The sequence below is a fragment of the Agrobacterium sp. MS2 genome, from assembly GCF_003261015.1.
GTDB lineage: Bacteria > Pseudomonadota > Alphaproteobacteria > Rhizobiales > Rhizobiaceae > Agrobacterium > Agrobacterium pusense.
Map to the genome: position 1 here is coordinate 106388 of NZ_QLNF01000056.1, position 22940 is coordinate 129327.

Annotated in this window: 20 protein-coding genes; 9 read left to right on the forward strand and 11 right to left on the reverse strand. The window is 59.0% G+C overall.

Annotated elements, in window-relative coordinates:
• Positions 1-41: 41 nt before the first annotated feature.
• Positions 42-1292, reverse strand: coding sequence for an ABC transporter substrate-binding protein (locus DOU54_RS15850; RefSeq protein ID WP_113731612.1), 1251 nt, complete (start codon positions 1290-1292; stop codon positions 42-44).
• Positions 1293-1427: 135 nt separating this feature from the next.
• Here DOU54_RS15850 and DOU54_RS15855 point away from each other — a divergent pair, with 135 nt between their 5' ends.
• The 3 genes from DOU54_RS15855 to DOU54_RS15865 all read left to right on the forward strand — a co-directional run bounded on the left by DOU54_RS15855 (position 1428) and on the right by DOU54_RS15865 (position 3750).
• Positions 1428-2360, forward strand: a complete 933-nt coding sequence (locus DOU54_RS15855; RefSeq protein ID WP_004438057.1) for an AraC family transcriptional regulator — start codon at positions 1428-1430, stop codon at positions 2358-2360.
• A 152-nt stretch (positions 2361-2512) separates the two neighbouring features.
• Positions 2513-3037, forward strand: coding sequence for a lipocalin family protein (locus tag DOU54_RS15860; protein ID WP_113731613.1), 525 nt, complete (start codon positions 2513-2515; stop codon positions 3035-3037).
• Between the two features lie 11 nt (positions 3038-3048).
• A complete protein-coding gene (locus tag DOU54_RS15865; protein WP_193603375.1) occupies positions 3049-3750 on the forward strand; it encodes an SDR family NAD(P)-dependent oxidoreductase in 702 nt (233 codons plus the stop codon).
• Between the two features lie 104 nt (positions 3751-3854).
• On the opposite strand, the gene DOU54_RS15870 is transcribed toward DOU54_RS15865, so the two are convergent.
• Positions 3855-5006, reverse strand: coding sequence for a glucoamylase family protein (locus DOU54_RS15870; protein ID WP_113731691.1), 1152 nt, complete (start codon positions 5004-5006; stop codon positions 3855-3857).
• Between the two features lie 325 nt (positions 5007-5331).
• Here DOU54_RS15870 and DOU54_RS15875 point away from each other — a divergent pair, with 325 nt between their 5' ends.
• From DOU54_RS15875 to DOU54_RS15885, 3 genes are read left to right on the forward strand one after another with little or no spacing between them, the layout of a single operon-like run.
• Positions 5332-5991 carry an ABC transporter ATP-binding protein gene (locus DOU54_RS15875; RefSeq protein WP_037090959.1) on the forward strand — a complete coding sequence of 220 codons (660 nt, stop codon included), beginning with the start codon at positions 5332-5334 and terminating at the stop codon, positions 5989-5991.
• Positions 5988-8396: an ABC transporter permease gene (locus DOU54_RS15880; RefSeq protein ID WP_113731614.1), complete on the forward strand. Its 2409-nt coding sequence runs from the start codon at positions 5988-5990 to the stop codon at positions 8394-8396. The genes DOU54_RS15875 and DOU54_RS15880 overlap by 4 nt, the downstream gene beginning before the upstream one ends.
• On the forward strand, positions 8386-9453 hold the full coding sequence (locus DOU54_RS15885; protein WP_044459736.1) for a lipocalin-like domain-containing protein: 1068 nt from the start codon (positions 8386-8388) through the stop codon (positions 9451-9453). The genes DOU54_RS15880 and DOU54_RS15885 overlap by 11 nt, the downstream gene beginning before the upstream one ends.
• Positions 9454-9521: 68 nt before the next feature.
• On the opposite strand, the gene DOU54_RS15890 is transcribed toward DOU54_RS15885, so the two are convergent.
• On the reverse strand, positions 9522-10463 hold the full coding sequence (locus DOU54_RS15890; RefSeq protein ID WP_197483830.1) for a GlxA family transcriptional regulator: 942 nt from the start codon (positions 10461-10463) through the stop codon (positions 9522-9524).
• Between the two features lie 121 nt (positions 10464-10584).
• Between DOU54_RS15890 and DOU54_RS15895 the strand changes: the two genes are divergently transcribed.
• On the forward strand, positions 10585-11379 hold the full coding sequence (locus DOU54_RS15895; protein WP_034498443.1) for an SDR family NAD(P)-dependent oxidoreductase: 795 nt from the start codon (positions 10585-10587) through the stop codon (positions 11377-11379).
• Positions 11380-11429: 50 nt separating this feature from the next.
• Here the strand turns inward: DOU54_RS15895 and DOU54_RS15900 are convergent, their stop codons facing one another.
• The 6 genes from DOU54_RS15900 to DOU54_RS15930 all read right to left on the reverse strand — a co-directional run bounded on the left by DOU54_RS15900 (position 11430) and on the right by DOU54_RS15930 (position 17933).
• Positions 11430-11942: a 2'-5' RNA ligase family protein gene (locus DOU54_RS15900; protein WP_234826073.1), complete on the reverse strand. Its 513-nt coding sequence runs from the start codon at positions 11940-11942 to the stop codon at positions 11430-11432.
• A 71-nt stretch (positions 11943-12013) separates the two neighbouring features.
• Positions 12014-13138, reverse strand: a complete 1125-nt coding sequence (locus tag DOU54_RS15905; protein WP_044459739.1) for a zinc-dependent alcohol dehydrogenase family protein — start codon at positions 13136-13138, stop codon at positions 12014-12016.
• Between the two features lie 467 nt (positions 13139-13605).
• Positions 13606-15165: a gamma-glutamyltransferase family protein gene (locus tag DOU54_RS15915; protein ID WP_210206211.1), complete on the reverse strand. Its 1560-nt coding sequence runs from the start codon at positions 15163-15165 to the stop codon at positions 13606-13608.
• A gap of 99 nt (positions 15166-15264) precedes the next feature.
• Positions 15265-16287, reverse strand: a complete 1023-nt coding sequence (locus DOU54_RS15920) for an ABC transporter substrate-binding protein (protein WP_034498598.1) — start codon at positions 16285-16287, stop codon at positions 15265-15267.
• 29 nt (positions 16288-16316) lie between these two features.
• Positions 16317-17090 carry an ABC transporter permease gene (locus DOU54_RS15925; RefSeq protein ID WP_113731616.1) on the reverse strand — a complete coding sequence of 258 codons (774 nt, stop codon included), beginning with the start codon at positions 17088-17090 and terminating at the stop codon, positions 16317-16319.
• A 3-nt stretch (positions 17091-17093) separates the two neighbouring features.
• Entirely contained in the window at positions 17094-17933 is an 840-nt protein-coding gene (locus DOU54_RS15930) for an ABC transporter ATP-binding protein (RefSeq protein ID WP_006698709.1), read from the reverse strand.
• A gap of 232 nt (positions 17934-18165) precedes the next feature.
• On the opposite strand from DOU54_RS15930, the gene DOU54_RS15935 reads away from it, so the two are divergent.
• Complete coding sequence (locus DOU54_RS15935) at positions 18166-18870, forward strand: GntR family transcriptional regulator (RefSeq protein WP_006698708.1); 705 nt, start codon at positions 18166-18168, stop codon at positions 18868-18870.
• Here the strand turns inward: DOU54_RS15935 and DOU54_RS15940 are convergent.
• The gene (locus DOU54_RS15940) at positions 18858-19292 is read right to left on the reverse strand and encodes a nuclear transport factor 2-like protein (RefSeq protein WP_044459741.1); all 435 of its coding nucleotides are present in this window, start codon (positions 19290-19292) and stop codon (positions 18858-18860) included. The genes DOU54_RS15935 and DOU54_RS15940 overlap by 13 nt on opposite strands.
• 81 nt (positions 19293-19373) lie before the next feature.
• Here DOU54_RS15940 and DOU54_RS15945 point away from each other — a divergent pair, with 81 nt between their 5' ends.
• Positions 19374-20612 (forward strand): amidohydrolase family protein, encoded by a 1239-nt coding sequence (locus tag DOU54_RS15945; RefSeq protein ID WP_113731617.1) that lies wholly within the window; start codon positions 19374-19376, stop codon positions 20610-20612.
• 110 nt (positions 20613-20722) lie between these two features.
• Here DOU54_RS15945 and glgX read toward each other — a convergent pair whose 3' ends face one another.
• Positions 20723-22798, reverse strand: a complete 2076-nt coding sequence (gene glgX, locus DOU54_RS15950; protein ID WP_035208438.1) for a glycogen debranching protein GlgX — start codon at positions 22796-22798, stop codon at positions 20723-20725.
• Between the last annotated feature and the right edge of the window lie 142 nt (positions 22799-22940).

Sequence of the window (22940 nt, forward strand, 5' to 3'; positions counted from 1 at the left end):
GGCGCGTCACTGGACGCGCCCGTCAGACGGCTTGGGAGGCGTCAGAGTTTGGCGGCGAAAGCTTCGAGTTCGTTGAGCGTCGCCTTGATATCGGTGCGGCTGCCGGTGATCAGCTCTTCGAGCATGATGCCCCACTGGTTGCCCAGTTCCTGCCAACGCGCATCCTGCCAGAAGGTCACGGTGGTCTTTTCACCGGTCGCGGCCATGGCATCGGCAAGGTTCTGGCCGAAGGTCTTGGCATATTCCGGGCTCTGGTAGGTGCTGGTGCGCGTCAGTTCGCCCGGCTGGCCGGCGGCGAGGCGGCGTGCTTCCTGTTCCTTGGATGTCGCCCAGGCAACGAAGAGACCGGCGCAGGCCTTCTCCTCGTCAGTCTTGTTGGCCTTGGAAGCAATCGCAAAACCATGGGCGTAACCGGCGCCGGGCAGCGGCGACGGCGGAACCGAGAATGCCACCTTGTCCGCAACCTGGCTCTGGGCCTTATCGACGGACATGCCGCCAAGAGGTGCGGATTCGATGATGATCGCCACCTTGCCGGAGCGGAAAGCGCCGGTGGACTCGTCCCAGGAGCCGGTCTGCGTGCCCGGTGCGGAATATTTAAAGAGCTCGAGATAGGTCTCGGTCGCCTTTACGGCCGCATCGGAATTGAAGGCAGGCTTGCCATCCTTGAACCACTCGCCGCCATTTGCCTTGAAGAAGGGCATCCAGCGCCAGACATTGGCGCCTGAACCGCGCTGACCGCGCAGGGCAGTGCCGTAGACGCCATTGGCCGGGTCATGCAGCTTCTTCACGGCGGCAAAATATTCGTCCCATGTCTTTGGCGGGGCGATGCCCGCCTTTTCTAGAAGGTCGGTGCGATAGACCATCAGGTCGCCGCCGCCCTGTACCGGTGCAAACCACTCCTTGCCGTCGTAGGTCGCAGCGGCGCGCATGCCGGCGTCGAAGTCCTTGTAGTCGTATTCTGCCGGGTAAAAGCCTTCGAGCGGAACGATCCACTTTGACGAGGCAAAAATCGCCAGATTGGCTTCGTCAACGTAATAGACGTTGAAGCTACCGACTGTCGAGGCGTCGGCCTGCGACTTTGCGCGGCGATCATTCTCGTTGAGATAGCTGATCTCGAAGCCTGCGCCAGATAGTTCTTCGAACTCATCGACATATTTTTCGAGAAGGGTCAATCCGTCGCGCGGCTGTGCCAGAACACGCACGTCGCTCGTGCATTGTGCGGCGGCAAACGCGCTGGACGCGGCAAATAGGGCAACAACCGCGCAGCCTGCGCGGAGAGCATTGAGTGTCATGATGTCCTCCCTTGGTGGCAACTCCCGTGCCATCGACGCGTCCAGATTTGCGCAAGCGACGGGCGCAAACTAGTTGGCGTCAGTCACAGAACTGGTATTATCTTGACATTTGTGCGCCATAACATGAGCAGATGAATGCGTATTGCATCAGACTTTCCTCAATCAGTATCTGAGACCTTCACCGCCACGCGCGAGCAGATCGTCTTGCCCCGAGGCGCTTCCTATCTGATCCGCCGGGACGACTATCCCAACCCGATCTGCATCTGGAACTATCATCCCGAATGGGAAATTCACTTCATACCTGATGCTACCGGCTTCGCTTATGTGGGAGACTACATCGGTTCGTTCCGTCCGGGGCATCTGGTGCTCACGGGGACAAACCTTCCCCATAACTGGATTACACCGGGCGCGCCGGCCTTGCCCGGCCGTGACATGGTCCTGCAGTTCGACGCGGATGCCTTGATTGGCGTCCGCTCGGTCTGTCCGGAATTTGACGTGCTCTACCGACTGAAACCCCTGGCGCAACGCGGGATCGAGGTTCTGGGGGAAGACGCGTTCACTATCGGGGCAAAGATCCTCAGGCTGCATTCGGCAGGACACCGCGGCGGACTGGGCCTTTTTCTGGAAATCCTCGAGGATATCGAAACAGCCGCCGAGAAGCGGCTGCTCGCCAGCGAACACTTCATATCCGTTTATAATCAGGTATCTGACCGCAGACATCGCAGGATCGATCAGGCGATCCAGATACTGCAATCGAATCCTGCCGCGCAAATGCGGGAAGTGGCAGAGCTGGTCGGCTTCGAGCCCTCCGCATTTTCGCGTGCCTTCCGGCGCCTGACCGGCATGAACTTCTCCGACTATAGCCGTTCGGTGCGTGTGTGGCGCGCGAGAACCCTGCTTGCGGAGACCGAGACATCGATTACGGATGTCTGTTTCGAGGCGGGCTTCAACAACCTGTCGAACTTCAATCGTTACTTTCGGATGGAGATGGGGCTTACACCTCGAGCCTACAGAAAGGCCGCTCGCATCAGGGCGAAATCCGTTATCGCAGGACCATCAGCGAAATAGGGTTTGCCGATGGCCTGAACGGGCCTGCGTGTGCAACGCTTTCTGACGCGGATGCGTTCTATGCCGCCAGCGTTCGTCTTTCATCGCTGTGGGGTATGCCGCAAAGGCGGGCGGATACCTGGACCTATGGGCGCCATCAACAGGAGGAGTTCATGCACACAGGTATCAAGCAGCTGATCGCAGCGCTAACGCTTGCGCTATCGGCGCAATCCGCTTCCGCCGCCAGCCCAAAGCCGGTGCCGGTTGGGAGCGATCATTACCGCGGCACGTGGCTTGAGATTGGCCGTATGCCGATGCTGCTCACGGACGGCTGCGTCGCCGGCTATTCGACATACCGGCAGGGCAGGACTGCAAACGAGGTTCTGGTGGAAGACGGCTGCCGGGTCGACACTCCGCAGGGCCGGCTGAAAACCATCAGGGGCGTCGGCAAGATAGAAGACTTCGGTTCTGCGAATGCAAAGATGCGGGTTCGCTATCCTCTCCTCATCACTTTCAACTATTGGGTCCTGTATAAATCCCCGGACAAATCGTGGTTCATCAGCGCCAATCCCTCCACGGATGACGTGTGGATCTACGCCAGAAGCGTGCCCTCCAAAAGCAAACTTCAAAGAATGATCGCAGAAACGCGCAAGCTGGGTTACGACGTCAACAAGCTTGAGTTTCCAGCTCAGCGCTAAGGACCCTGACGATGCTGCATTCCCTCGCAAATGGTTACAGGGCGATCGTGATAGGGGCATCCGGCGGCATAGGAGGGGCTTTGCTGTCTCTCCTTCAGACAGATCCTCGCTGCGCGCTCGCCCTGCCACTCTCGCGCAGCGGAGGTGATCTTGATATCACCGACGAGGCGAGTGTCGCCGGGGCTGTCAGCCGTCTGTCAGATCAGCGCGACTCGTTCGATCTGGTCTTTAATGCAACGGGTGCGCTGACGATCGATGGCGTCGGACCGGAAAAGACGATCAAGGCGATTGATCCTTCCCAAATGGCCAAACAGTTCGCTGTCAATTCGATCGGACCAGCCCTGCTGCTGAAGCATTTTGCGCCGCTTCTGAAGCGGGAGGAACGGTGCGTTTTTGCCTCGCTGTCCGCACGCGTCGGATCGATAGGAGACAACAGACTGGGCGGCTGGATTTCCTACAGGGCATCGAAGGCCGCCCAGAACCAGATAATCCGAACCGCGGCGATCGAAATCGCGCGTACCCATCCGCAGTCCATCGTGGTGGCGCTCCATCCGGGCACGGTGGATACTGACCTCTCGCAGGCCTTTTCAAAGGGCCGGGAGCGCTTTTCACCGAAACACGCCGCAGCAAGTCTCCTGGCAACGATAGATGGACTTACGCCCGCCCAGACAGGGCAGTTCTTCGCCTATGACGGCCGCAGGATAGAGTGGTAGGGCCGTGACAGCGGCGAAGGGAGGCGTCAAACACCTCCGTCAAGTGATTAAACTCTACCTCCCGGGGGCCGCTGCAGCCGATCATAGGAACTGGCAGGTCTCCGTTACCGCGACGCCAGGAGATCATCTGTTTCCCGGTACCTGTCCGTGTGAAAGCCCAGCTTGATCAAGCCACGGCTGACCTCCGCCGCATTCATGAATAAATCCCATATCAGGCCGCTGCGATGGTTTTCCATCATAGCAACCACAGGCCCCTGATCGATGGCGAGATGGGTTTTTGAAACCCAGCCGGTGGATGGCTGGAAGGAATCCATCAGGCCGAAACGACCCCTCAGTGCGCCACCACGCCATTGCAGAAAGCGCACAGCCGCCCGTATCGATCGAACCGGCAGGAACGGCATGCTGGAGAGCGCAGCCGTCGTGGCAATGATGCCATGATCATCGGTTGGAGAATTGACGGCATACCCCTTCGGTCCGTCGCAGGCCGATAGACCCCATCCGTCTTCCGGCGCATAACGGGTGCTGCAATACCGATAGTTGATGAGGCTATGGGCATGGACCTGCTCGAGATAATCACTGCAATAGGCATCACCCAAACCGCGCGGATCGAGAGTGCAGAATGAATATTGCGACAGGAAGAGCGGACCTCCATACAGCTCGCCGAGCGGCAGCCTGACGCCAAGATATCTCGCGTCGTTTCTGATCTCGCCATCGCGCGCCCAGCCGGAGTGGTAGGAGACCGGGTTTATTGCATGCGCGGCCGATCCTGCCGCAAGAACGTAAGTGACCAGAGCCTCGTTCCATCCCGCAATCGGCAGGTTCTTCGCCCAGCCGAAGCGGGGGCTCCAATGCCAGTAGAGAGGACCGGGCTTTCCCTGTGTAAACCAGTTCCACTCCACTGCCTCCACGATGTGGGTAACCGACCGGCGCAGATCCATTTCCGTTGATGTCGGCTCGTCAAAGAACTCGCGGGCGCAGATCAGTGCCTGAACCAGAAGTGCAGTCTCAACGAGATCGCCGCCGTCATCGAACTTCGCAAATGGAATTGTCTTTCCGCCGGAGCTGTGGACAAAATGCGGAAAAGCGCCGTGAAATCGCTTCACCGCCCCGAGAGATCGCAGCATAAGGTTCGCCCGATCGATCGCCTCCTGCCGCGTAATCCAGGACCGGTGAACGCCGACAATGAGCGCAAGAAATCCGAACCCCACCCCCGATATGGATGTGATTTCGTGAATCGGCTGACCATCTGATCCCATGCGGTCCCTGGGAAGTCCGCTCTCGCGATGGCTGCCGGACCAGAAGTAGTCGAAGGTAGTGCGATGCAAGTCATCAAGTTCAGCAGAAAATTCGTCCGTCACCTCAAACCTCGAATGATCCGCAGCAAATCGCAACCACATCCGCAAACAGGCTTATCCGACTTGGCCATTGATTCCAAATACCCGTGGAAGTGGTGGACATCGTATTGGTAGACAAAATCGGGGCTGGCTTCTGTCTCGCGCCAAGGGAACATCGTCGGGTCAGCTTGGTTGAAATCTGTGACCACATCCGATCATATAAGATTAGTTAGAGACCGAAGCTCCCATGATCCTATCAATATCCGGCCTCAGAAAGACCTATCAGACCGCCGAAGGGACGATACCGGTTCTCAATGGCGTTGATCTGAGCGTTGACGCGGGAGAGAGCCTTGCATTGACGGGAGAATCCGGCAGCGGCAAAAGCACGCTCCTACATCTTGTCGGCGGCCTTGATCTGCCCGACAGCGGCACCATCATGGTGAACGGCCGTACGATCACCGATCTTAACGACAGAGACCGCGCAATATTTCGCCGGCATGACGTCGGTTTGATTTTTCAGCAGTTCAATCTGATTCCGAGCCTCGATGTCGGCTCCAACGTCTCTTTCCACGCAAAGCTCGCGGGCCGTTTTGATCGGACGTGGGAAAAGACACTGGTCGAAGCCCTGGGAATTGCGGCGCTCCTCGACCGTTATCCCGAGCAGCTCTCGGGAGGGCAACAGCAGCGGGTTGCGATCGCAAGGACGCTTGCGGCCCGGCCGCCGCTGATCCTTGCCGACGAACCGACCGGCAATCTCGACGAGAACACCGCAGATATCGTTATCGACATCATGCTGCGACTGACGACGTCAGCGAAAATCGCGCTTCTGCTCGTCACCCATTCCAGCCGGCTCGCCGCAAAACTCGATCGGCGCATTGCCCTCAGCGGCGGAAAGGTGTCGCAATGAACGCGACCGCCTTCAGTGCGCTGCTCTCGCACTGGCGCTACAGACCACTGCAATTCTTGATGCTCGTCATGGGCGTGGCGCTCGCGACAGCGCTATGGTCTGCCGTACAGGCCATCAATTCCGAAGCGCGTGCCAGCTATGACAGGGCGGCCTCGCTATTGTCTCAAAACCAGCTGGATCAGCTGGTCGCCAAAGACGGCGGCATGATAGCCTTGGAAACCTACGCCAGACTTCGCCGGGCCGGCTTGGATGTCTCTCCGGTCATCGAAGGTCAACACCGGTTCGGGACGACGCGTATCAGGCTGATCGGGATTGACCCGTTGACGATGCCCTCGGATGGATCGGTACTTCCCCCTTCGGACCGATCCGGCCTTATAGACTTCATGACGGCGCCCGGCGTTATGATTGTCTCACCGGCGACGGCCAGCGCCTTAAAGGATACGGCGGGTCTTGCCGTCAGACCGACGGCCAATATTCCCGACGGGGCGGCTTTCGTCGACATTTCCACTGCCGCCCGCATCCTCGAACGCAAAGGAGATCTCAGCCGGATCGTCATTTCACCCTCACAAGCAGTGGATCGTCAGGCAATCGCGGTTCTCGCACCGGACCTGACAATAAGAGAAGCGGGCGGGCGATCGGACGTTGCGCGGCTCACCGACAGTTTTCATCTCAACCTCACGGCATTCGGCTTCCTTGCTTTTGTCGTTGGTCTGTTTATCGCCTATTCCGCAACCGGTCTGTCATTCGAGCAGAGGCGAGGCACCTTCAGAACCTTGAGATCGCTCGGCATCTCGCTCAGCTCACTCACGGTGATGCTCGTTTTTGAAATTACGCTTTTTGCCTTCTTGTCCGGCGCCTTTGGGGTCGTTCTCGGCTATGTCATCGCTTCTGCACTTCTGCCAGGGGTTGCCGCGACGCTCAGTGGGCTTTACGGGGCGAGCGTTTCAGGCTCACTTTCCATCAGGCCTGAATGGTGGCTGGCTGGTCTAGGCATGGCGCTGATCGGGACGTGGCTTTCCTCGCTGCAACATCTATGGCGTGTCTGGCGGATGCCGATATTGTCCGCGGCGCATAGCCGGGCATGGACAATGGCATCGGTCAGGGGGCTGGTGCTACAGGCAACAATCGGCACATTTCTGATCGTGCTGTCCGGCCTGCTTGTCTGGACTGGCAGTGGGCTCCTATCCGGATTTGCGGTTCTGGCCGCGCTGCTGCTCGGCGCGGCGTTCATTCTTCCTCCTTTTCTCTCCTTTGCCATGAAGGCAGGCGAACACGTTTCCCGACACATACTGGTGCGATGGTTCTTTGCAGATACGCGTCAGCAATTGCCCGGGCTCTCCCTTGCTTTGATGGCATTGCTGCTTGCGCTATCGGCCAATATCGGCGTCGGCACGATGGTCTCGAGCTTTCGAGAGACATTTCTGGGTTGGCTCGATCAGCGACTTGCAGCAGAGGTTTACGTGACAGCGCGAGACGAGACGGAAGCCGAGAAGCTACGCCAGTGGTTTCCTCAGCATACACGCGCGGTTCTGCCCATCTGGAGCAGCCGTGGTGACGTTTCAGGCGAACAGGTGCAGATTTTTGGTGTCGCCGATGATCCTACCTACAGGGATCATTGGCCGTTGATCCTTCGCTCGCCTGCGACCTGGGATGAAATTGCGAGCGGCCGGGGCGCAATCGTCAATGAGCAGTTGTGGCGGACCGGCAAGGCTTCACCTGGCCAGAAAATCCAATTGCCAGGTGGCTGGAGCGCTACCGTCGTCGGCGTATTTTCGGATTACGGCAATCCGTCCGGACACGTGATTATCGGCATTGATGCTCTTGTTGAGCACTATCCGGATGTCGAAAAACTGCGATATGGCCTTCGCCTTGCGCCGGAGGAGGTGGCGGACTTTCGACGCAGCCTGATGGACGAGTTCGGCCTGCCGGAAGCCAATATCGTTGACCAGGCATCTCTTAAGCGGCAATCCGCAGCCATTTTCGAGCAGACCTTTACGGTGACGGGCGCCCTGAACGTCCTGACGCTCGGCGTTGCCGGTTTTGCGATGTTTTCAAGCCTCTTGACGCTCGCCTCACTCCGGTTGCCGCAACTGGCCCCGGTCTGGGCGCTCGGACTTCGCCGTCGTGATCTGGCGTGGCTGGAGTTTATCCGCACACTCGCTTTGTGGTTCATAACTTTCGTGGCCGCCATTCCCGTCGGGCTTGCTTTGGCTTGGGTTCTCCTCGTGATCATCAATGTGGAAGCGTTCGGATGGCGGCTGCCGATGATCCTCTTCCCGATGGAATGGCTGAAACTGGGCCTTGTCGCCCTCGTGGCCGCCATCATGTCGGTTTTGATCCCGGTCCGGCGATTGGCGAAAACGACGCCCACGGACCTTCTCAGGATATTTGCCAATGAACGCTAGGCCCATCATTCGTCTTTTTTTCGTCTGTTGTCTTCTCGCGCCGGCGGTATCGGTAGCGCAGGGTTTCGCCGGACTGGGGTCAAATGCGGAAGGCTTCAGCGTTCCACGACGAGGGGTGCCGCTGGTTTTTCCACGGGAGCATGGGCCGCATCCGGACTTCAGGATCGAATGGTGGTACGTCACCGCAAATCTCCAGACCGCCGATGGCGAGCAGCTAGGGGCTCAATGGACACTTTTTCGTTCGGCGCTCCAGCCCGGCGAGCGGGCAGGATGGGCGGATCCGCAGATCTGGCTGGGCCACGCCGCCGTGACAACCGCCAGCCGCCATTATGTTGCCGAAAGACTGGCGCGCGGCGGCATTGGACAGGCGGGTGTCGTGGTCGCTCCTTTTAAGGCATGGATAGATAATTGGGAGATGAAGACGGCAGTGACCGGACATGCCGACCCTCTCGATAAAATTGACTTGAACGCCAACGGCAAAGGTTTCCATTATCAGCTCAAACTTCAGGCAAACGGCCCGTTGGTTCTTCAGGGGGACAGGGGCTTTTCGGTCAAATCAGCCGCCGGGCAGGCCAGCTATTATTATTCCCAGCCCTTCTACGAGGTCAGCGGCAACGTCGTTCTTGAGGGCCGGGTCCTGCAGGTGACAGGCAAAGCCTGGCTCGATCGTGAGTGGTCATCCCAGCCCCTCGCTTCCAATCAGACGGGATGGGACTGGTTTTCCCTCCACCTCGCATCCGGCGAAAAGATGATGGCGTTCCGGCTGAGAGATGACGAGGGAGGTTATACGTCTGCCAACTGGATTTCGGCCGATGGCACGACCTCGCCGGTCGATCCCCGGGAGATACAGATTTCGCCCTTGCGGACCGCAACGGTGAACGGCAAGGCGGTTCCGGTGGAATGGAACCTGAAGATTCCAAGCCGGGGTCTCGACATCAAAACGACGGCGCTGAACGAGCAGGCATGGATGGCGACCTCGACCCCTTACTGGGAGGGACCAGTCGAGTTTACGGGAACGGCCTCGGGACGAGGCTATCTGGAAATGACCGGTTATTGAACTCGGCTCTTAAGCGTCGGGGGTCTCACCCGGGGGGAAAGTGCACTTATCTCTCTTCAGACTATTAATCAGGCGGTCCTTGCAAGCCGCCTGATGGTTTGCGGCGGTTGTCCATACTGCCGCATGAAGGCATCGCGCATGCGCCTAAGATCGACGAAACCACTTTCGCGCGCGATCTGATCCATCGGGTGCCGGGTCTCCTCGATCATCAGGCGAGCTGCCTCCAGGCGGATTTGCTCCACGGCCTTGGCGGGTGTCTGGCCGGTTTCGGCATGAAACGCACGGCTGAACTGACGGGGCGAGAGTGCCGCGACCTCAGCCAGTTCCTCGACGGTCAAAGGGTTGGCAAGATGTGTCTTCGCATGGATCAGCGTCTTCTGGATGCGGTCACTGCTGGGTGCAAGTTGGAGCAATTCAGAATGTTGCGACTGACCACCGGCCCGGCGATGATGCATTACAAGTCTTCGGGCTATCGCGCCTGCCACATCGCGTCCCAGATCTTTTTCGATCAGTGCCACTGCGAGATCCAGGCCGGCGGTCAGGCCGGCCGATGTCCAGACCGGTCCCTCGTTGATGAAGATGCGATCGTCTTCAACGCGCACCTTTGGGAAGGACCTGCGCATCTCCTGCGCATAGGACCAGTGGGTGGTTGCGCGCCGTCCGTCGAGAAATCCCATTTGCCCAAGCAGAAACGATCCGGTGCAGAGCCCTGCGACCCGCCGCGATGCCCTGGCCATTGCGCGCAAGGTGGCAAGCGTTGCTTCATCCTGCTGCGGAGGCGGAAGGAGGCCTGCCAGAAGAAGCAGTGTATCCACCTGTCCCACCTCATCGAGTTTTGTGGTCGGCACGGAAAAACCGCTGGACGACATGACAGGGCCACCTTCGACCGAGGTGATCGAGAGCGTATAATAGGCTTCATCCCTCAACACATTGGCCAACTCGAAAGCAGCCTGGACGCCCAGCGCGAGAAACTGGAAACCCGGCGTCAGCACCATGGAAATATGAGGCACCCGTTCCTCCTATCCTGTGTCTTAAAAACGTAGTTTATACGTCATATCGGACAAATGTCATCTGGTCCATAACGTCCGTGTCGAAAGCGATGGCGCTTTCCCCCGAACAAGGAACAGACCAATGACCACAAAGGGAACTGCACTCATCACCGGCGCCTCAACCGGCATCGGCGCGATCTACGCTGACCGTCTAGCCGCGCGCGGTTATGACCTGATCCTTGTAGCCCGAAACGGGGACAAGCTGCAGTCGCTCGCCTCTGAGATATCGAACAAGACGGATCGTGTGGTTGAAGTGCTTGCCGCCGATCTGGGCGATACGGCCGATCTTGCCCGCGTTGAAAAAGTGCTGCGTGAAGACGCCGGCATCACGGCGCTGGTCAACAACGCCGGTATCGGCACCCACACGACGCTGCTGGAAAGCGATGTCGATCGCATGGAAGCCATGATCCGGCTCAACGTGACCGCTTTGATGCGCCTGACATACGCGGCAGTGCCAGGCCTGGTGGCGCGCGGCGGCGGCACGGTGATCAATATCGCTTCGATCGTTGCGGTTGCGCCAGAACTGCTCAACGGCGTTTACGGTGGTACCAAGGCTTTTGTGCAGGCGTTTACCACATCGCTCAATCACGAACTCGCAGACCGTGGCATCCGGGCGCAGGCCGTCTTGCCCGGTGCCACCCGGACCGACTTCTGGGCAATCGGAGGCCTGCCGGTCGAACATCTTCCCGACGAGATCGTCATGCAGGCCGAGGATATGGTCGATGCCGCGTTGGCCGGGCTCGATCAGGGGGAAACCAGCACCATTCCCGCGCTCAGGGATGTCGAGCTATGGCACGCCTATGAGGCGGCACGTCTCGCGCTCGGCCCTCAGCTTTCCGCCACCCGGCCGGCAACGCGTCTGATCGCGGCAGCCTGAAACGTCCGCCCTTTATGGTTTGAGACATTCGGAATCTTCGTCGCAGCGTGTCAATCGGTGAACGGCACGGTGGCCTCCCTTTCCCAGGGGCCACCGAGATATCTCCACAGGTCAAGCCCTACAATCGTGATGTCGTGGGGCGAGAAGCCATCTGTAAGCGTGCGATAAAGCTCGTTTGCCTTCGCTCGCGAAGCCTTGTTTTGAACCGTGATGTGCGGTCGCCACGCCTGCATGTCTTGGGAGCCAAGCCATTGGACGAAATCGCTCCGCAGGGCACCACGAACCGAGTTCAGCGTCGCGCTTTCAATCGTGAACGCGACGCCAGCACCGAGATGACGGACACCGCTGACTTGGGCCGAAATCACGCTGGTACCTTTCGCAATGGATCGTAGGCTCTCGCCAATTACGTCCACATATTCGCCCGGCAGGCGGTAAAACATCGTCAGATGCGCCCGCAGGAAATTCCGGTCCTGCGGGAAATATTGCTGACGAAGCAGATCGAAGGGCATGAGATCGTGCTCTGCGATGCGGGCTGTCAGGATCATCGGATGGCGTGTCTTCAAATTAGCGGATCCGGGCTTGTCGCCCGGGTTTCCGAAGCGATCTCGGTGGCAGTGGCATCCCGTCGCAGCTCCTAGAACTCGATGACCTGGCGTACAGCGCTTCCGTCATGCAGGCGGTCGAAACCTTCGTTGATATCCTCGAGCTTGAGCCTTGCACTGAGCAAACGGTTCACCGGCAGCCGCCCATCACGGTAAAGCGCGATGAAACGCGGAATATCGCGGACGGGCACACAGGTGCCGATATAGCTGCCTTTGAGTGTCCTCTCCTCGGCAACCAGTTGCACGATGTTCACCGGCAGGGTCGCGGACGGCGGCGGCAGGCCTGCGGTCACGGTCGTGCCGCCGCGTTTGGTCATCCTGAAGGCATTTTCGAGAGCGCGAATGGAACCGGCCATCTCGAATGCGTAGTCAGCGCCACCGGAGGTAAGCTGTCGAACCTGTTCGACGGCATCTTCATCGCGGCCGTTCACCACTGCTGTCGCGCCAAGTTCACCGGCAAGCGCCAGCTTTTCCTCTGAGAGATCGACGGCGACGATCTTGCTGGCGCCAGCCGCCCGGGCTCCCAGCACTGCGGCAAGACCGACGCCACCCAGCCCGATGACGACGGCAGTTGAGCCGGCCTTTATCTCGGCCGTATTCACGACTGCGCCCACGCCCGTCAGAACCGCGCAGCCGAAAAGCGCGGCTTCCACAAATGGCAGGTCGCGGTCGATCTTGATAAGTGAATTGCGCGAAACGACGGCATATTCGGCAAAAGCGGATACCCCGAGATGATGATGGACGGCTTGACCGCGATAATTCAGCCTCATCGCGCCGCCGACAAGTGTTCCTGCTGCGTTGGCCGCAGCACCCGGTTCGCAAAGCGCTGGCCGACCTTCCGCACAAGGCAGACAATGCCCGCAGCTCGGCATGAAGACCATTACGACGTGATCACCCGGTTCGAGGTCCCGGACCCCATCCCCAAGGGCCTCGACAACGCCGGCTGCCTCGTGCCCCAGCGCCATCGGCATTGGCCGGGGCCTGTCACCGTTGATGACGGAAAGATCGGAGTGACAAAGGCCGGCGGCGCGGATGCGAACGAGGACTTCGCCGAGGCCGGGCTGCGAAAGTTCGATTTCCTCAATCGCAAGAGGCCTGCTTTCGCGGTAAGGAGGAGACACATTCATCCTCTGCAACACAGCTGCTTTGACCCGCATTATTCCCTCCTTCACCGACTTTCCCCAGAAATACACGATATCCGTCCACCAGTAATGCAAGGAGTGGCATAAACTGTTTTGAATTGGATTGACCAACCCGTCCGGCGTGCAAAAACCGCCGAGGAGCGTCGTCTTGTCCCGTATAGCCAGCGCGGTCTGAACGCGACGGTTTCGACGGCGAAACGCGCTCCGCGCGGCCTTTGCGCGTGGACGCGAAAGCAATGGCCAGATGCTACAGACCTGCTTTGGAGCAAGGCAGTGAACACTCCGCTCGATATCGACGGATACGGCGGTAGAACTGGGTGCGCTCGATCCCGAAATGAGCGCCCGCTCAATCACGAGTTTCGAAGAACAGTGGCAAGATCAGGATTTGCTCTTCACGAAAATCGCGCCGATGGCAGGAAAACCATTCGATACTCTTTGAGACCAAGGAGGACGCCATGAGAGCTGCTGCTTGATCACGGAAACTACGTTGCTGATTTTCGATCGGTGTAAACATACATGGCAACGCCTTCACCACGTGGATCGTGGGATCCAAGAATCGTTTCTTGATCCTGGATGCAGATGACGCCCGCCTGTCCGAAAATCGGCGACAGTGCCGGCAGTGGCAAGACGTCATGCCCAAGCGCAGTCAGTCCCCCGATAATGTTCGCGTCAGGCGACTGCTCGACTTTCAGGCTGTGATGCACGTCGGAAAATGTCTTGCCAAGCAGAAAACGAGGTTGTGCCAAAGCCTGTTCGGGCGTCATGCCGTAGTCGAGCAGGCCTGTGAGCACCAGCGACAATGTCTGCGGCTGGCCATCTGCCCCTTGCGTTCCGTAAAGCAAATAGGGGGATCCATCCTTGAACGCGATGCCCGGGTTGAGGGTATAGAAGGGCCGCTTTCCAGGCTTTATGGCGTTCGGATGGCCGCTTGCAACCGAAAACGCCGCGCCGCGGTTCTGCCAGATGACGCCGGTGTCGCCAACGACCACGCCGCTGCCCCAGTCGAAATATGTGCTCTGAAGCACGCTTGCACAGCGCCCCTGCTCGTCGGTTGCCGCGAAGAAGACCGTGTCACCATGCTGGTAAGCATGAGGCCATTCGAGCGCCCGCTCGTGGTCGATGGCCTGAGCTTTCTTCTCAAGCCGGGTTGGGTCAAGAAAGCCGGGAGAGTTGCCGTCGGCGAAATCCGGGTCGGCGATATGTTCGCGATCGAGGAACGCCTGTTTCACGGCTTCAACCAAAAGATGGTAACGCGCTGCGCTTGATGGCGGTAGTGACGCCAAATCCAGCCGGGACAGAATGCCAAGGATCGCAAGTGTGGAAAGCCCCTGCGTCGGCGGGGGCGGGGCGAAAAGCGTTACGCCGCGATAGTCCTGCGACACGGGTTCCGCATCGCGGGTGCGGGTGAGTTGCAAGTCGACAGCAGTGATCGGCGAGCCCAGCGAAGCCATCGCCTCTCCAAGGCGGCGCGCCAACTCTCCCTCATAAAAGGACCGATAGCCATGCTCGGCGATGTGCCGAAGGGTTCGAGCGAGCGGATGTTGCGTGAAAATGCCCATGCTTGCTGGATGATCAAACGCGGCTGCGAAACCCGGCCATTGGGCTATTTCGGGGCGTCTGAATTCAAGCCAGAAATCTTGTGTGTTGCCCGGCTGGTATCCGTTTTCCGCAAAAGCTATTGCGGGCATCAGAAGATCGGAAAGCTGCTCGCGCCCTTGCCAATGCTGCTGTCCAAACGCCAGGGCATGACCCCAGCTATCTACGGCGCAGGCGGTCGTGATCATGGAAGAGGGCCCGCGGACCGGGATTGCCGTCTGATACTCGGGAAGGACCGCCGCGGCCTGGCCTATTCCCAGAAAGGACCGGCAGAGGCCCTGCTTGTCGGCGACCAGCCATACGGCATCGCCGCCCAGACCGCAAAAATGCGGCATCACCACCGCAAGTGCCGCAGCGATCGCAACGGCCGCCTCGATAGCATTGCCGCCACGTCTTAGTACCGCTGCGCCGGCTTCGCTTGCCAGGGGATGTGGACTGGTGACCATTCCCGGCAGGGCAGCTTCCGGCACAGGTAGCGACATGATATTTCCTCTCTTGACGGACTGGCCGGAAACTTCCGGCCAGGGATGCACATCGTGGCTCGCTCAGTCGATCTTGTAGGCGAGCTTGCGGTCGTCCAAGGACGGCAGGAACTGGCGGGTGAATACCTGGTCGGGCTTTGGCTTGGAAGGCAGCTGATAGCCTTCGGCGACGATATCGATCGAACGCGCAAGACGAGCGTCATCAACGTCGCCGAGGCCGAGCCTTTCGACTTCCGGCGAGATGATCAGGTTCTCGTAGGAGAATTTCATGCGCGCAAGTTCGAGTTCTTCCTTGGCAAGATTGTCGTAGGCCAACACGGCCTCTATGCCTGCCCTGGAATTTTCGGCGATTTCCCTGGTGGCCTTGTTCACCGCGCGTACCAGTCCTTCCACCGCTTTCGGGTTTTCCTTGACGAGTTTCTGCGACACCATCATGCCGTTGGCGTAGAGATCAAGGCCATAATCGCCGAAGGACAGCCAGTTGTAGTCCTTTGCCGGGTCCTGGCGATTATTGATGAGGTTGAACCAGCTGGTGATGTTGAACACGAGGGCGCCATCGATATCGCCCTTTATGAGCATCGGCTCCTGCAGGTTGGGACCCATGTTCTCGATCGCGACCTTGGTCATGTCAACCTTGTTGATCGTACCCAGCACGTTGACGAGGCGGGTTGTAGGTGTGCCCTGCGCACCGCCCAGCTTCTTGCCTTCCAGATCGGCCGGCTTGGTGATGTTGGTTTCCTTCTTGCTGACGATGGCGAAGGGCGGCTTGCTCCAAAGCTGGTAGACCATGACGGGCACGTCGTTCGGCCGCGTGGCGGCATTCTGGATGATGGCATTGATATCGCCGAAGCCGGCATCGTAGACGCCCGACATGATACGCGTGACCGTTGCCGCCGAACCCTCGCCCTGATCGATGGTGACATTGAGGCCCTCGTCCTTGAAGTAGCCCTTCTGCAAGGCGAGCAGGAAGGGGGCGTCCGAGCCTTGCGTCTTCCAGCCGAGGGTGAACTTGATATCCGTGTCAGCCCGGGCGACACCGCCGAGGCAAAGGCTAAGTGCAAGAGTCGAGATCAGTTTCTTCAGCATGTCTGGCTCCATTTGTTTTGAGTAGATGTTCAGGCGGCAGTGAAATTCTGGCCGCGGGCGGCCCAGCCCGTGACGCGTGCCTCGATAAGGGAGAAGGCGACGTAGAGAAGCACACCCAGAAGGGCGAGGATGAAAAGGCCGGCAAAGACCAGCGGCACATCGAAATTAGACGAGGCCGACATCATGACATTGCCGATCCCGCGGTTGGAGGCCACGGTTTCCGACAGGACAGAACCGACGAAGGCGAAGGTGACGGCGATCTTCAGCGAGGCGAAAAAGAAGGGCATCGTGCGCGGCAGTCCGACATTCCAGAGGATGTCGAGCTTGCTTGCGCCCAGCGATTTAAGCACGTCCTCCAGCTCCGGCTCGGTCGTTGCAAGGCCGGTAGCGATGTTGACGACGATCGGGAAGAAGCACATGGCGAGCGCAGTGAGAATTGCCGGCACGGAGCCGGAGCCGAACCACAGAACGAAGATTGGCACAACCGCTACCTTGGGGATCGACGAAAAACCGATCAACAAAGGGTAAGCTGTATCGTAAGCCACGCGCGATACGCCGATTGCAGCCCCAATGGCAACGCCGACCGCCACTCCGAGGACAAAGCCAACCATCGTCGTCCAGAGTGTCTGTATTATATGTGGCACGAGGATCGGAAAGCGCTCGACAAGCGTCTCGAAGACCTGGCTTGGACGAGGCATGACGAGATCGGACACCTGCAAGGCGATACAGAGGATTTCCCAAAGGACGAAGAACGCGAGGATGAGAGCGGCGGCCCAGAAGCGGCGGCGCAATTCGTAGGTCATGGGTCAGGCTCCCTGGATAGCGGTGTCAGACCGGGCATCGATGATGAGTTCGCGCAGGCGCTGGTTGAGCGCGACGAAATCGTGCTCGAAGGTCATTTCGATTGTGCGGGGGCGCCGGAAATCGACGGGGCTATCATCGATAATGCGACCGGGCCGCGCACTCATGACGCAGATGCGGGATGCCAGGAAACCTGCTTCCTTCAGGTCATGGGTGATGAGCAGGACGGTCGGCTTGCGCTTCATCCAGAGCGACTGCATCGTGCCCCATAGTTCTTCGCGGGTAAATTGATCGAGCGCGCCAAAGGGTTCGTCGAGCAGAAGCAGGCTGGGTTCGTGAACGAGCGCTCGGCAGAGATTGGCGCGCTGGAGCATTCCACCGGAGAGCTGCCATGGGTAATGGCTGGCGAACTTGTCCAGGCCGACATCTGCAAGCAAGGCGCGGACCCGGTCGCGGAATTCACCGTTTTTCTTCGCTCGGTATTCGGCACGGAACGGCTTCACGATCTTGAGTGGCAACATCACGTTGCGCTCTATCGTCAGCCAGGGAAGCATGGTCGGGTTCTGGAAGGCCATGCCGATGCGCAGCGCCTTGGCGCCAACTTCTCGCCCGCCAACGATGACCGCGCCCCTGGTCGGCTGCAGCAGGCCGGCGGTAAGCCGCATGATCGTTGACTTGCCGCAGCCGGAGGGGCCGACGAGTGCCACAAATTCCCCGTCGGCAATGCGCAGATTCGTCTCTTGCAGCGCAACGACTGCCTGTTCCTTGCGGCCGAAGGAAACCGCGGCTTGCGAGAGCTCCACGGCGGGAGCGGCGGATGTCGTCAGTTTAGGCACAGTCAGCATTAGGTCACCGTGAAAAGCGTTTCGATAACTGTATGCAATCCACGTGCCAACATACATGCATGTTCAATTGTCTTGTTCTGCATGCGATATCTCCGACGTGTAAAATGAATGCACTAATTGTATGCATGTGTTTTGGGCATTTTTGATTTGCCTTGCATTTAAATGCGGCAGCGCGCCGAGTTGATTTTCCCCGTCGCCTCGCTTATCGATTGGCCGGAGAAGAGGGTTTGCAATGACCGGCAGTAAACGTTCGGTAAGAGGTGAAGGGGATCGCGTCGCAGCGATTTGTACGGCTCTGCGCCGTGCCATCATCGAGCGGGCGCTGCAGCCGGGTGACCGGCTGCCGGAGGATGCGCTCGGTGAGCGGTTCGGTGTCAGTCGCACTATTGCCCGTCACGCGCTCGGCCAGCTTGCGGCCGAAGGTCTCGTTGACCTTCGGCGAAACCGTATCGCCGTGGTCGCTACGCCATCCTTCGAGGATGCACGGGATATTTTTGACATCCGCCTTGATCTGGAAAAGCAGGTGGTGAGACGTCTCGCGGGCAAGTTGACGGACGCGCAGGCCAAGCAGCTGAAGGCAATCGTCGAGGCCGAGCATGAGGCCCGGCACGGGCCTGAAGGCGCTTCGATCCGCCTCGCCACAGACTTCCACGTGCTTCTGGCAGAGATGACCGGCAAGCCTATCCTGATCCGATATGTCACGGAAATCTGTTATCGTGCAGGCCTGTCGCTTGCTGCCTTCGGGCGGCCACACTCTTCCGACTGCGCGGTCAGCGAGCATCTTGACCTGATCGAGGTGATCCGCACCGGGCCGGCGGAGAAGGCTGAGGCGATGATGGTCGAGCATCTCGAGGCGGTTGCCTCGCGGGCGCTGTTGCAAAGCTCTGGCGCCAAGCCACGCGACCTGATGGATATCCTGGCGCCTTATGCAGACTGAAAGGAGCCGGGCTCCTCTGACGTTTGGCGGGCGACGGATGGGTCGAGTATCCATTCGGCGCTGTCGTTCCAGACGTCTGTATCCAGGATCAGGCCGTCACGCACGGTGAATCGGTCGATATATCGGTTGTTGTCGAAAGGGGTGCCGTCCGGCCATTCGCCGTAGAGATAGCCGAGGCTATAGATGATGGTTTCCGTTTCGCCAGGCACGACGTCGTAACGCTCGATACGCTTCTTCACCCATTTATAGCGAGCCGCGTTGAAGTCGGTTGGGCCGCTCGGTGTGTTAAAAAGCCGATTGCCGGTAAAGCGGCAGATGAAGCCCGGGGCGACATAGGTCGCGGCGCGAGCAGGATCGCGCGCCATTGAGGCAGCGAGATAGTCCTTCACCGATTGCAGATCGCGTTCTGTTGTCTCGTTCATGGAAATCTCCAAATCTGTTGCGAATGTTTCGTCAAAAGTGCATACATTTATTGTTACGCAAACTACCCATCGAGTTGCAATATGTCATTTCAAGAATCCTTCGATCTTGTGCTGCGCGATGCACGCGTGAAAGGATGCGCCGCGCTGCAGGATATAGGCGTCACCAATGGCCGCATTGCCGCTATCGGTCAGATCGCGGCAGGAGCAGGCCGGAAGGATGAGGCAGTCGGCGGGAGGCTGGTGCTGCCGGGTTTCGTCGATACCCATGTTCATCTCGACAAGTCGTGCCTCTTGTGCCGTTGCAGCGATGCAGGAGGCGGGCTGAAGGGCGCGATTGCCGCGGTTGCCCGTCTGAAGCGGGATTATACGGTCGAGGACGTCTATGCCCGCGGAGCCCGGACGATGGAGATGGCAATTGGCAAGGGTACGATGCACATGCGCACCCATGTGGAGGTTGATCCGCGGGTGGGCTTGCGCAGTTTTGAGGCGATGAAGCGGTTGAGACAGGATTATGCTTTTGCACTCGATCTTTCCATCTGCGTGTTTCCGCAGGAAGGGCTGACCAATGATCCGGGCACGGAGGAATTGCTCGAACAGGCGCTTGTCGAAGGTGCGGACCTTCTCGGCGGCTGCCCCTATACAGACAGCGATCCGTCCGGCCAGATGGAACGGCTTTTCGCCTTGGCCACGCGACATGACGTGGACCTGGATTTCCATCTGGACTTTGACCTCGATCCAAGCTGGGGGCATCTTGAGGAGATTTGCGACCGGACGGAAAAGGCTGGTTGGGGCGGGCGGGTGGCTGTCGGCCACGTGACCAAGCTTGCAACCATGAACGAAGCAATATTTGAACGTCGGGTCGCGCGGTTGTTCCAAGCGGGCGTCGCGGTAACGGCGCTGCCTTCGACCGATCTCTATCTGAACGGCCGGGAAGCCGGTTTTCGCGCCGTGCGAGGCATAGCACCCGTGCATATCCTCAAGGATCGGGGTGTCACGGCATCGATCGCCAGCAACAACATACTCAACCCGTTCACGCCCTTTGGCGACTGTTCACTTCTGCGCATGGCCAATCTCTACGCCAATGTGATGCATCTCGGGCCGGAGGATTTCGCGGCCTGCCTGGATCTCGTCTCGGAGGATGCAGCCCGGCTGATGCGGATCGACGGTTACGGGCTGGTTGTCGGCGCGATGGCCGACATCCTCGTAATGGGAGGCGAAGACGTGACCGAGGTCTTCGGCGGGTTGGGCGAGCCGGTCATGGGTTTCAAGCGGGGGCGCAAGAGTTTTGTCAGGCCAACCGCTACGGTGCTCCGGCCTTGACATTTTTGGAGCACCGCTGCGTCGTTCTGGTTCTCCTCCGACCTGCGGTCCCGGTGGGCCGGTGCCGGCTCCGAACAGGATACTGTCCTGCGAAGCGCTCTGATTCCGCTTTAAGGTTGTTTTCCCGCACGCAATAGCACGAGGCTACGGTCGATCAGAACATATTCGGCGGCTTCGATTTTTCGGTCAGTCGCTTCGGGATCGACTGTCGTGAGGACTTCCACCCATCCTCCGCTTACCTCCGGAAGAGCGAATGGAACGGACCCGTCATGGGGATTGAACAGGATGAGGATATCATCCCAACCTTCTTCCTCATCGTGATCGCGGCGAACACGCAGCCCGATGGTGGTGGCGCCGGGATCATCCCATTGCTCCCGGGTCTGCTCGCTGGCCGCCGGGTTGTACCACGTTATGACCATTCCGTCGCGCCAGTCGTCGCGCCTCAAAATCGAATGTTCATGACGCAGCGAAATCAATCTGCGGGCGAAATCGCGCAGTTGTGCGGCGCTTGCGGGTAGATCCTCCCAATGCACCCAGCTCAGTTCGTTATCCTGGCAGTAGGCATTGTTGTTGCCCATCTGGCTGCGGCCAAACTCGTCGCCAGCCAGAAGCATCGGTGTTCCATGAGAAAGAAAAAGCGTCGCAAGAAAATTTCGCTTCTGACGGTCGCGGAGAGTAATTACTCCCTCGTCATCGGATGGTCCTTCCACGCCAAAATTAAAGCTTCGGTTGTCGCCATGACCGTCCTTGTTATCCTCGCCGTTCGCTTCATTGTGCTTGTCGTTGTATGAAACGAGGTCGTTGAGCGTGAAGCCGTCATGCGCTGTCAGGAAATTTACGCCGGACCAGGGACGACGGCCGCGCAAGTCATAAACATCGCCGGAGCCGAGGATACGGGCCGCGAAATCCCTGGTCGTGCCATCCCTGTTTCTCCAGTAATCCCGCACGGTATCGCGGTACTTGTCGTTCCACTCTGCCCAGCCTGGCGGAAACCCACCGACTTGATAGCCGCCCGGCCCAATGTCCCATGGTTCTCCAACAAGCTTCAGACGTGACAGCACGGGATCCTGCCCGACGGCATCGAAGAATCCGCCGCGCTGGTCGAACCCTTCCGGCTCGCGTCCCAGGATCGTGCCGAGATCAAATCGGAACCCGTCGATCTCCATCTCCTGCGCCCAGTAGCGCAACGAGTCCGTAACCATCTGCAAAACGCGCGGGTGGGAAGTGTTTACCGTGTTTCCGGTGCCGGTGTCGTTGATGTAATAGCGCGGCTCGTCCGGCATTGTGCGGTAATAGGAAAAGTTGTCGATGCCTCTGAAAGAGAGGGTTGGCCCCATCTCATTGCCTTCGGCGGTGTGATTGTAGACGACGTCCAGGATGACCTCGATCCCGGCACCATGAAAAGCGCGAACCATGTCCCGAAAGCCCTGGATGCCCCGCGGACCCATGTAGCGGTTCGCCGGAGCGAAGAAGGCAAGCGTATTATATCCCCAATAGTTTTTCAGACCTTTTTCCAGCAAATGGGCGTCGTCCGGAAACCAGTGTACCGGAAGCAGCTCAATGGAGGTAACCCCCAGACTCTTGACGTAGTCGACGATCTCTTTCTCCCCAAGGCCCTCAAATGTGCCTCGGAGAGCTTCCGGAACAGCGGGGTGAAGCTGCGTGAAACCCTTGACGTGGGTCTCATAAAATATTGTCTTCGACCAGGGGATGTCGGGGCGCTGTTGACCCCTTGGCGCGTCGGACCTGGCGACCACGCGAGCCTTTGGCACAAACGGCGCGCTGTCAGTGTCGTCGAAGGACAAGTCCTTGTCCGGACTGTCTGTCACGTAAGCAAATTGCGGCTGCCCCCACTCTATGTCGCCCACGACTTCGCGCGCATAGGGATCGAGCAGAAGCTTGTTAGGGTTGAACCGGTGCCCGCTTTCGGGTTCGAACGGGCCGTAAACGCGGTAACCGTAAAGTGCGCCTTCTTTCAGGCCCGGTACATAGCCGTGCCAGACCTCGTTGGTGTATTCCGGAAGCTCGAGGCGTTCGATCTCCGCGGTCCCATCGCTCGAAAACAGGCAGAGTTCCACCCGCTCCGCATGGGCGCTGAACAGCGCGAAATTCACGCCATCTCGGTCCACAGTCGCGCCGAGTTGACGGTGGTCACCGGCGAGAATACGGGAGTTTCTGCTGATCATGGATGCCTCTGGAAAACGGGTGGGATCTTGCGGGTGAGTGGAGACGCGGTGTTTTCGTCGCATGAGAAACACAAATGCGTCAGGAACGTTCCCTCCCGTATGGCGACAATCTTGCAGCCAGAGGCATGGGCCATTCGGTTTC